This window comes from Rhodococcus sp. ENV425 (assembly GCF_002887785.1).
GTDB classification, from domain to species: domain Bacteria; phylum Actinomycetota; class Actinomycetes; order Mycobacteriales; family Mycobacteriaceae; genus Rhodococcus; species Rhodococcus aetherivorans.
On sequence record NZ_PCZU01000261.1, the window covers coordinates 65,833 to 74,950 of the forward strand.

Annotated in this window: 9 protein-coding genes and 2 pseudogenes; 9 read left to right on the plus strand and 2 right to left on the minus strand. The window is 69.6% G+C overall.

Going from position 1 to position 9,118, the window contains the following annotated elements:
• Together CQZ88_RS31655 and otsB are read right to left on the minus strand one after the other, a co-directional pair.
• A pseudogene (locus tag CQZ88_RS31655) lies at positions 1-564 on the minus strand (glycoside hydrolase family 65 protein); the annotation flags it as partial.
• A 37-nt stretch (positions 565-601) separates the two neighbouring features.
• On the minus strand, positions 602-1,414 hold the full coding sequence (gene otsB, locus CQZ88_RS23285; protein ID WP_029547177.1) for a trehalose-phosphatase: 813 nt from the start codon (positions 1,412-1,414) through the stop codon (positions 602-604).
• A gap of 178 nt (positions 1,415-1,592) precedes the next feature.
• On the opposite strand from otsB, the gene CQZ88_RS23290 reads away from it, so the two are divergent.
• From CQZ88_RS23290 to CQZ88_RS31660, 9 genes and pseudogenes are all read left to right on the plus strand, one after another.
• Positions 1,593-1,970, plus strand: coding sequence for a metalloregulator ArsR/SmtB family transcription factor (locus CQZ88_RS23290; RefSeq protein WP_006942001.1), 378 nt, complete (start codon positions 1,593-1,595; stop codon positions 1,968-1,970).
• Between the two features lie 72 nt (positions 1,971-2,042).
• Positions 2,043-2,372, plus strand: coding sequence for a hydrogenase maturation nickel metallochaperone HypA (locus tag CQZ88_RS23295; protein WP_102800378.1), 330 nt, complete (start codon positions 2,043-2,045; stop codon positions 2,370-2,372).
• 4 nt (positions 2,373-2,376) lie between these two features.
• Positions 2,377-3,198 carry a hydrogenase nickel incorporation protein HypB gene (gene hypB, locus CQZ88_RS23300; protein WP_102800379.1) on the plus strand — a complete coding sequence of 274 codons (822 nt, stop codon included), beginning with the start codon at positions 2,377-2,379 and terminating at the stop codon, positions 3,196-3,198.
• Between the two features lie 111 nt (positions 3,199-3,309).
• Positions 3,310-4,365, plus strand: a complete 1,056-nt coding sequence (locus CQZ88_RS23305) for a hydrogenase expression protein HypE (protein WP_029547180.1) — start codon at positions 3,310-3,312, stop codon at positions 4,363-4,365.
• Between the two features lie 24 nt (positions 4,366-4,389).
• Positions 4,390-6,174, plus strand: a complete 1,785-nt coding sequence (locus tag CQZ88_RS23310) for a nickel-dependent hydrogenase large subunit (protein ID WP_029547181.1) — start codon at positions 4,390-4,392, stop codon at positions 6,172-6,174.
• A 3-nt stretch (positions 6,175-6,177) separates the two neighbouring features.
• Positions 6,178-7,050, plus strand: coding sequence for a NifU family protein (locus CQZ88_RS23315; RefSeq protein ID WP_029547182.1), 873 nt, complete (start codon positions 6,178-6,180; stop codon positions 7,048-7,050).
• Entirely contained in the window at positions 7,050-7,676 is a 627-nt protein-coding gene (locus CQZ88_RS23320; RefSeq protein ID WP_029547183.1) for a DUF5947 family protein, read from the plus strand. The genes CQZ88_RS23315 and CQZ88_RS23320 overlap by 1 nt, the downstream gene beginning before the upstream one ends.
• Entirely contained in the window at positions 7,673-8,344 is a 672-nt protein-coding gene (locus CQZ88_RS23325) for a DUF6084 family protein (protein WP_006941981.1), read from the plus strand. The genes CQZ88_RS23320 and CQZ88_RS23325 overlap by 4 nt, the downstream gene beginning before the upstream one ends.
• Positions 8,341-9,118 (plus strand): annotated as a pseudogene (locus CQZ88_RS31660) (hypothetical protein); the annotation flags it as partial. The gene CQZ88_RS23325 and the pseudogene CQZ88_RS31660, both read left to right, overlap by 4 nt.

Genomic DNA, 9,118 nt, shown 5'->3' on the forward strand with positions numbered 1-9,118 from the left:
CACCGGATCCAGATGGCGCCCTTCGAGCTGCCGGTAGCGGGCGACGATCTGGTTCGTGACGCGACCGTCCAGCGCGGAGACCACCTCGATCTGCCCCGACCAGTTCTCCGGGACGAGCGTCCACTCGATCCCGGCCTGGTGGCTGTGGGCCATGCTCACGAAGCGGCGGCTCCGCAGCGTCGTCTCCCGCCCGAAGCGGTCCCGGAACCGCAGCTCGCGCATCACCGTGGCGAGCCGGATGTCGTAGGTGTGCCGGTAGGACAGCACGTCGACGTTGTCGAGCCGGACCGCGTCCTGGCCCTCGATGCGCAGCTTGAGGACGAGCCAGTTGGACACGTTGACCAGGTCCTCGTTGAGTACCGGGCGTCCGCCCATGATCGTGGTCTCGCGGTTGTAGATCCCGTGCACATAGGTGCCGGGATAGTGGATGGGGCTCATGTCCTCCCACTCGGCGGTGCCGCGCGTGCAGAAGTAGCCGTTCCCGGTGGAGGTCAGCGCCTCCCGCAGTCCCTCCGACGCGCTGTCGAACCGGTCGTAGTCGAGCTCGAACTTCGGCTCCTGCACGACGTTCCCTCCCGGACTCCCGTGGCGTGGTCCGCGATCACCGCGCCAGTGCGGTCAGAAAGCGCTCCACCTCGTCGACGGAGGAGAGCACGAACTCGGCGGCCGTGGTCCGGCCTGCCATCTCCGGATCGTCCGCCCGGCCGACGAGGATGCCGATCCCACGTCCGCGCAGCGCCCGGAAGGCGTCCTCGTCGGTGATGTCGTCGCCCAGGTACACCGGTACGGTGCCGGCGGAGTCGAGGTCGAGCACCTCGATCAGGTACAGCACGGCTCGGCCCTTGTCCCAGTCGACGGCGGGCGCCAGCTCGTACACCATCTTCCCCGGGGTGACCTTCAGCTCGCCGCGGTACTCGGCGAGCAGCCCCTGCACGACCGTCGCGATCCGGTTCCGGTCGGCGGGTTCGGCGAGCCGGTAGTGCACGGCGACCGACGCCCGTTTGGGCTCCACCAGCGCCCCGGGGATCGCCCCGATCTCGGTGCGGAGCCGGTCGGTCACCGCCGCGACGAGGTCCGCGAACCGGGCGACGCGGTCGTCGGAGACGGAGCCGCGTTGCGGGGTCCAGATGTCGAAGCCGTGGCTGCCGGCCACCACCAGGTCGTCGATACCCATCAGCTGCTGCACCACCGCCCGGTCCCGGCCGGTGACGACGCATACCGGGCAGCGTGACGCGAGTTCCCGGACCACGGTGCGCATGCCGTCCGAGATCACCGCGTCCTCCGGTCGCGGCACGATCGGAGTGAGTACTCCGTCGTAGTCCAGGAACACCGCCGGCCGGCACTCCGCCAGCCGACGGGTCAGGCTTTCGTTCCCCAGCGCGCGAGGCAGATCGCGGACCGAAGTTTCCTCCATCATCGGGGCACCCCCTGTGGCGCGGCGGACGCCGCGCCTGCGGCACGGCCACGGTCTACCCTTCCACTGTAGGACCGTGTCGTGGGACGAGGGGGGTATCCCGTCCGTACCCGCAGTACGGGTGTGGGCACTACGACGGCCCGCGGGTTCGTAGACTTCAGCCATGACGTCCGGCGCAATGTTCGACCCCGCCGACGTGCAGCGCGCCGTTGCGGCACTGCACACGCCGGACATCGACCGGTGGGCCCACCGCTTCGAACTGTTGTCCGACGTGAACCGGCTGCGCTTGTTGCTGTGCCTGCACCACGCGCCGGGCATCTGTGTCACGGACCTTGCCGCAGCCTTGGAGATGACCGGCACCGCGGTGTCCCACGCGCTGCGCCTGCTGCGCAACCAGGGCTGGGTGGCGGCGGAGCGTGAGGGTCGTATGGTGCGGTACCGCCTCGTGGACGAGACGGTCCACGAGTTGCTGCATTCGATCGGCGCGACCCACCAGCACGCCGGGCACACGCACCCGGACCGTGACCACGCCGCCCCGGAGAACGGAAGCATCTGATTCCGCGTCCCCGGGGCGGGCCCGCGGCCTATCGTGAAGACGAGCCCGTGAGGTGGGCGGAGTGGGGCCGCGATGCATGAATTGTCGATCGCGCAGAGCGTCGTGGACGCGGTGTGCGAGCACGCCGGCGACCGTCGCGTGCACAGTGTGCGCGTCGCGGTGGGAGCGCTGTGTGCCGTGATCCCCGACTCGATGCTGTTCTGCTTCGGGCTGGTCACGGTGGGCACCGTCGCGGAAGGTGCACGGTTGGACATCGAGACGCCCGCCGGTGTCGGGCACTGTCGGGACTGCGGGACCGAATTCGCATTGTTCGATCCGATTCTGTTGTGCTCCTGCGGAAGTGCCGATGTCGAAGTGCGGTCGGGTCGCGAGCTTCGCATCGTGTCGATGGAGGTGAGCTGAAGCGATGTGTGCCACCTGTGGCTGTGACGACGAGGCGGGGCCGCGAATCACGGTGCCGCACGCGCACGACCTTCCCCACGGCGCCGAGCACGACCACGAGCACGGCCACGGCCACGGCCACGGCCACGAGCACGGCCACGGCCACGAGCACGACCGTGCGCCCGTGCAGACCGAGACCGTCACTCTCGAACAGCAGGTGCTCGCGAAGAACGACCTGCTCGCCGAGCGTACGCGAGGGTGGCTCGCGGGTCGCGGCGTGACGGCGATCAACGTGATGAGTTCGCCGGGGGCCGGCAAGACCACCCTGCTCGAACGAACGATCCGTGAGCTGTCCGGCTCCGCGCCGATCGCGGTGATCGAGGGCGACCAGGAGACCCTGCTCGATGCCGAGCGCATCCGCTCGACGGGATGCGCCGCGGTGCAGGTCAATACCGGTGCCGGATGCCATCTCGACGCGCAGATGATGCACGACGCGCTCACCGCCCTGGATCCGGCTCCGGGAACGCTGTTGTTCGTGGAGAACGTGGGGAATCTGGTGTGCCCGGCCCTCTTCGATCTGGGGGAGCAGGCCAAGGTGGTGCTCATCTCGACGCCGGAGGGAACGGACAAACCGCTCAAGTATCCGCACATCTTCGCGGTCGCCGATCTCGTCGTCGTCAACAAGGTCGACCTGCTGCCGTATGTCGACTTCGAACTCGAAACCTGTGTCCGCCACGCCGGATCGGTCAACCCCGGCGTGGAGGTGCTCGCGGTGTCGGCCACCACGGGGGAGGGCATGGAGGCGTGGTATCGCTGGATCGCCGACCGCCGGTCGGGACGATCATGATTCGTTGACATCCCTCCGGAACGGGGCGTTAATAGAGAAAGCGCCGCGCAAGTGGGCCGAGGGTCGACTCCTGCGGCGCAGGAGCGTGGGGCGCTCCGGAAGGTGGTCGGCATGCCCACACCCGAGGCCCAGGCGGCCGAAGAGGCCTTGATCCACGTGTTGTGGATCAACGCCGGGCTCAGTTGCGACGGCGATTCCGTGGCTCTCACCGCCGCCACGCAACCCAGTGTGGAAGAGATTGCACTCGGCGCGCTGCCGGGGCTGCCGAAGGTCGCGGTGCATTGGCCGCTGATCGATTTCGAATGCGGCCCCCAGGGTGGTGCGGACGACTTCCTCGAATGGTTCCGCAAGGCGGACCGCGGCGAGCTCGAGCCGTTCGTGCTGGTGGTCGAGGGTTCGATCCCCAACGAGAAGCTGCACGACGAGGGGTACTGGTCCGGCTTCGGCAACAACGAAGAGACCGGGCAACCGATCACCACCAGCGAGTGGCTCGACCGGCTGGCGCCGAAGGCCACGGCGATCGTCGCGGCGGGCACCTGCGCCACGTACGGCGGCATTCACGCCATGGCCGGTAACCCGACCGGCGCGATGGGCGTGCCCGACTACCTGGGCTGGGAATGGAAGTCGAAGGCGGGTATCCCGATCGTGTGCGTGCCGGGATGCCCCATCCAGCCGGACAACCTGTCCGAGACGCTGACCTACCTGCTGTACCAGGCGACGAATCAGGCGCCGATGATCCCGCTGGACGAGGCGCTGCGGCCGCAGTGGCTGTTCGGCATCACCGTCCACGAGGGCTGCGATCGCGCCGGGTACTACGAGCAGGGCGACTTCGCCACCGAGTACGGCTCCCCGAAGTGCATCGTGAAGATCGGCTGCTGGGGGCCGGTTGTCAAATGCAATGTCCCCAAACGTGGTTGGATGAACGGAATCGGCGGATGCCCCAACGTGGGGGGTATCTGCATCGGCTGCACGATGCCCGGCTTCCCGGACAAGTTCATGCCGTTCATGGACGAGCCGCCCGGGGGGAAGCTCTCGACGCGGGCGGTCGGCGTGTACGGCTCGGCCGTGCGGCAGCTGCGGAGCCTGACGAAGAGCACATTGGACAAGGAGCCGTCCTGGCGTACGCCCGGTACGGAACTCACCACCGGCGCGACCCGTACCTGGTAGTCCCGCCCCGAGAGAGGCAGCCCGATGACAGCCACCGTCCCCGATCCCGCCGCCGGCAGCAACCTGGTGGAGATGGCGTGGGATCCGATCACCAGAATCGTGGGCAGTCTGGGTATCTACACGAAGATCGACTTCGCGAACCGCGAAGTGGCCGAATGTCACAGCACTTCGTCGATCTTCCGTGGCTACTCGCTGTTCATGAAGGGCAAGGACCCGCGCGACGCGCATTTCATCACCAGCCGCATCTGCGGCATCTGCGGGGACAACCACGCCACCTGTTCCTGTTATGCGCAGAACATGGCGTACGGCGCCAGGCCGCCGCACCTCGGTGAGTGGATCGTCAACCTCGGTGAGGCCGCGGAATACATGTTCGACCACAACATCTTCCAGGAGAACCTGGTAGGGGTCGACTACTGCGAGAAGATGGTCTCCGAGACCAATCCGGGGGTGCTGGCGAAGGCCGAGAACACCCGCGCCCCCCGGGCGGACCAGCACGGCTACCGCACGATCGCGGACATCATGCGCTCGCTCAACCCGTTCACCGGCGAGTTCTACCGCGAGGCACTGCACGTGAGCCGCTCGACCCGGGAGATGTTCTGTCTCATGGAGGGTCGCCACGTGCACCCGTCCACCCTGTACCCGGGCGGTGTCGGCACGGTCGCCACGATCCAGCTGATGACCGACTACCTGACCCGGCTCATGCGCTACGTCGAGTTCATGAAGAAGGTCGTGCCCATGCACGACGACCTGTTCGACTTCTTCTACGAGGCGCTGCCGGGGTACGAGAAGGTGGGGCTGCGGCGCACCCTGCTCGGGTGCTGGGGTTCGTTCCAGGACCCGGAGACGTGCAACTTCGCCTACCGGGACATGGAGGACTGGGGCCGGAAGATGTTCGTCACCCCGGGGGTGGTCGTCGACGGCAAGCTGGTGACGACCTCGCTGGTGGACATCAACCTGGGCCTGCGCATCCTGCTCGGCTCCTCGTACTACGAGGACTGGACGGATCAGGAGATGTTCGTGAAGACCGATCCGCTGGGCAATCCGGTGGACCGTCGCCATCCCTGGAACCAGCACACCAATCCGAGACCACAGAAACGCGATCTCGAGGACAAGTACAGCTGGGTGATGTCGCCCCGCTGGTTCGACGGCACCGACTACCTGGCCCTCGACACCGGAGGCGGGCCGCTGGCCCGGTTGTGGTCGACGGCGCTGGCCGGGCTCGTCGACATCGGTTACGTCAAGTCCACCGGGTCGAGCGTGCAGATCAACCTCCCCAAGACCGCGCTGAAGGGGCCGGTGACGTTGGAGTGGAAGATCCCGCAGCACGGCAGCAACACCCTCGAACGCAACCGGGCCCGCACCTACTTCCAGGCCTACGCCGCTGCGTGCGCCCTGCACTTCGCCGAGAAGGCGCTGGTGGAGATCCGGGCCGGCCGCACCAAGACCTGGGAACCGTTCGAGGTCCCCGACGAGGGCATCGGCTGCGGGTTCACCGAGGCGGTGCGCGGCGTTCTCTCGCATCATCTGGTGATCCGCGACGGGAAGATCGCCAACTACCATCCGTATCCGCCGACACCGTGGAACGCCAGCCCGCGCGACAGCTACGGCACACCCGGCCCGTACGAGGATGCGGTGCAGGGGCAGCCGATCTTCGAGGAGAACGACCGCGAGCACTTCAAGGGCATCGACATCATGCGCACCGTGCGCAGTTTCGACCCGTGCCTGCCCTGCGGGGTGCACATGTACCTCGGAGACGGGAAGACCCTCGAGAAACTGCACTCGCCGACCCAGTCGGTCACCGGGGAGTGACGGATGGAGCGATGGCGGGAGTCGGGTGAACGTATCGAGGCACTGCTGGACGCGAGCTCCGCGGCCGGGCCGGCGGCGCGCGAACGGGCCGAGGACCTGGTCCGGGAGGTGATGGGACTCTACGGGGCGGGACTCGCCGGAATCTGCGACGCGCTGGCCCGGTATCCCGGCGCGATGGACGACCTGGCGCGCGACGACCTGGTCGCCAGCCTGCTGCTGATCCACGGGCTGCACCCGCACGACGTGGAGACCCGGGTGCGCACGGCGCTGGACGGGGTGCGCCCGTACCTCGGGTCGCACGGCGGGGACGTCGAGCTGGTCGCGATCCGCGACGACGTGGTCCGGTTGCGTCTGCTCGGCAGCTGCCACGGATGCCCGTCGTCGGCGGTGACCCTGGAGCTGGCCGTGCAGGACGCGGTGCGGGCGGCGGCGCCGGAGATCACCGAACTCGAGGTCGAGACCGCCGGGTCCACGGGGCAAGGACTCATTCCCGCGGCGGCGCTGTTCACCCGGGTGCATTCCGATGTTCGTGGAACATGGTGTGCGGCGCCGGAACTCGACGAGATCCCGGAAGGTGAGGTCGGCGGCTTCGTCGTCGCCGGCCTGCCGGTTCTGGTGTGCCGCGTCGCCGGTGAGCTCCTCGCCTACCGGGACCGGTGCCCGGTCTGCACCCACGCGTTCGCCGGCGCGGCGCTGCACCGGCGGGCCGGGGCCGGGGCGGACGCGGCGGTGCTGCGGTGCCCGACCTGTGCGGCGCACTTCGACGTGCGCGGTGCCGGGGTCCGGCTCGACGCGGGCGACGAACACCTCGAACCGGTGCCGGTGCTGGTGCGGGACGGCGTGCTGTCGGTGGCCGTGCCCGCCGGGGTGGCGTGATGCCGTCCCCCTTCGAGGTCCTGCAGCGTATCGCCGCACCTCGGCCGGCGGGGGAGCGCTGCGAGATGTGCGCCGTGGGCATCGGCGACGGGCACGGGCACGTCGTCGACGTGCAGGCACGCCAGCTGATGTGCGTGTGCCGGGCCTGCTGTCTGCTGTTCACCGATCCCGGGGCGGAACTGCGCTACCGGGCGGTGCCGGAGCGGTACCTGTCCTTCCCGGAGTTCGCGCTCACCCCCGGCGCCTGGGCGAGCCTCGAGATCCCGGTGAACCTGGCGTTCTTCTTCCGGAATTCGACCCTGGGCCGGACCGTCGCGTTCTATCCCGGCCCGGCCGGCGCGACCGAATCGGAGCTGCCGCTCGACGCCTGGGAGGCGCTGTGCGGCGGCAATCCGTCGCTCGTGCCCCCGCTGCCGGACGTCGAGGCGCTGCTCGTGCGGGTTCCGCGACGGGGCGCCGCCGACTGTCATCTGGTGCCCATCGACGCCTGCTACGCGCTGGTCGGCCGGCTGCGACGGGTCTGGCGCGGCTTCGACGGCGGCACCGATGCCCGTGCCGAGCTCGACGCCTTCTTCGCGGAGGTCGCCCGGCGGAGCCGTCCCGTCCCGGCGAGGGGGCAGGCGTGACCGCTCTGGACTTCACGGTCGTCGACATCGCTCCCGAACCGTATGCCGCCACCCCGAGCCTCTCGGCGCGCCTCCGGATCCGGGAAACCACGGGTGCGCCGGTGCACAGCGTGGCGCTGCGCTGCCAGGTGCGCCTGGAACCGGCCCGCCGACGCTACGGTCCGGACGCCGAGGCCGCCCTGGGGGACCTGTTCGGCACCCGCGACCGGTGGGGCAGCACCCTCTCCTCGTTCGCGTGGTTGCAGACGTCCACGATGGTGCCGGGCTTCGCCGGCGAGTGCGAGACGGCACTGCCGCTGCCGTGCACGTACGACTTCGAGGTCGCGGCCGCCCGGTATCTGCACGCCCTCGACGACGGCGCGGTGCCGCTGCTGCTGCTGTTCAGCGGGACGGTGTTCGGCCGCGGCGGCGGCGGGGTGGCTGTCGAGCCGGTGCCGTGGGACCGCGAGGCCCGCTACGACCTGCCGGTCTCGGTGTGGCACGAGATGATCCGCAGCCACTTCCCCGGCACCGGGTTCGCCCGCATGGGGCACGACACGCTGGCCGCGCTGACCCGGTACAAGGTGGCGCACGGGCACACCGATCTCGACGCGGCGGTCACCGAACTGCTCGCCGCGGCCGAGGCGAGGCCGGCCGCGGCGACCGGCGCGGGGGAGGCGGCGTCGTGACCGTGCAGGGACAGGCTGATCGGGTGCGAGCGGTGGCCGACGCTGTGCTGTACGAGGGGTACCTGTTGTACCCGTACCGGGCGAGTTCCCGTAAGAACCACTCCCGCTGGCAGTTCGGTGTGCTCGGCCCGCCCGGCGCCGCCGCCGCGGGGATCGGCGAGGAGCCGGCGCTGGCCACGCAGTGCGTGCTGCGCCCACTGCGCGCCGACGCCACGATCGACGTGGTCGTGCGGTTCCTGCAACTGCAGACCCGCACGGTGCAGCGCCGCGACGGCGACGACTACGTCACCGTGGCCGAACTGACCGTCGCGGGCCGCTCGTGGATCGGGTGGGACGAGGCCGTGGAATGCGAGATTCCCCTCGGGCCGCTGCCGGTCACCGAACTCGCCGTCCCGCGTACGGTTCCGGTCGCCGTTCCCGGCGGTGCGGACATCGAACTGCTCACCGCCGCGGACGGTGCCGTCACCGGCCGGGTGGTACGCACGCGGTGGCCGGTGCACGCCGTCGTCCGCGTGGAGCGGGGCCCGTCCGCCGGAACCGGTGCGGCGATGCGCCTGGATCTCGCCGTCGAGAACACCGGCGACGCACCCGTGGACGCCGCCGACGCGCTGCGACGATCGCTGATCGGGGCGCATCTGATCCTCGCCGCCCGCGGCGGGCGGTTCGTCTCGCTGCTCGAGCCGCCCGCCGACGTCGCCGGCCTCGCGGACGAGTGCGCACACACCCGGTGTTTCCCGGTCCTCGCCGGCGACGCCGACCCCGCCACACCCGGCG

Excerpts from the sequence above, each read along its gene's own strand:
- otsB (WP_029547177.1), bottom strand. The coding sequence starts at position 1,414 with ATGGAGGAAACTTCGGTCCGCGATCTGCCTCGCGCGCTGGGGAACGAA.
- CQZ88_RS23290 (WP_006942001.1), top strand. The coding sequence starts at position 1,593 with ATGTTCGACCCCGCCGACGTGCAGCGCGCCGTTGCGGCACTGCACACG.
- CQZ88_RS23295 (WP_102800378.1), top strand. The coding sequence starts at position 2,043 with ATGCATGAATTGTCGATCGCGCAGAGCGTCGTGGACGCGGTGTGCGAG.
- hypB (WP_102800379.1), top strand. The coding sequence starts at position 2,377 with ATGTGTGCCACCTGTGGCTGTGACGACGAGGCGGGGCCGCGAATCACG.
- CQZ88_RS23305 (WP_029547180.1), top strand. The coding sequence starts at position 3,310 with ATGCCCACACCCGAGGCCCAGGCGGCCGAAGAGGCCTTGATCCACGTG.
- CQZ88_RS23310 (WP_029547181.1), top strand. The coding sequence starts at position 4,390 with ATGACAGCCACCGTCCCCGATCCCGCCGCCGGCAGCAACCTGGTGGAG.
- CQZ88_RS23315 (WP_029547182.1), top strand. The coding sequence starts at position 6,178 with ATGGAGCGATGGCGGGAGTCGGGTGAACGTATCGAGGCACTGCTGGAC.
- CQZ88_RS23320 (WP_029547183.1), top strand. The coding sequence starts at position 7,050 with ATGCCGTCCCCCTTCGAGGTCCTGCAGCGTATCGCCGCACCTCGGCCG.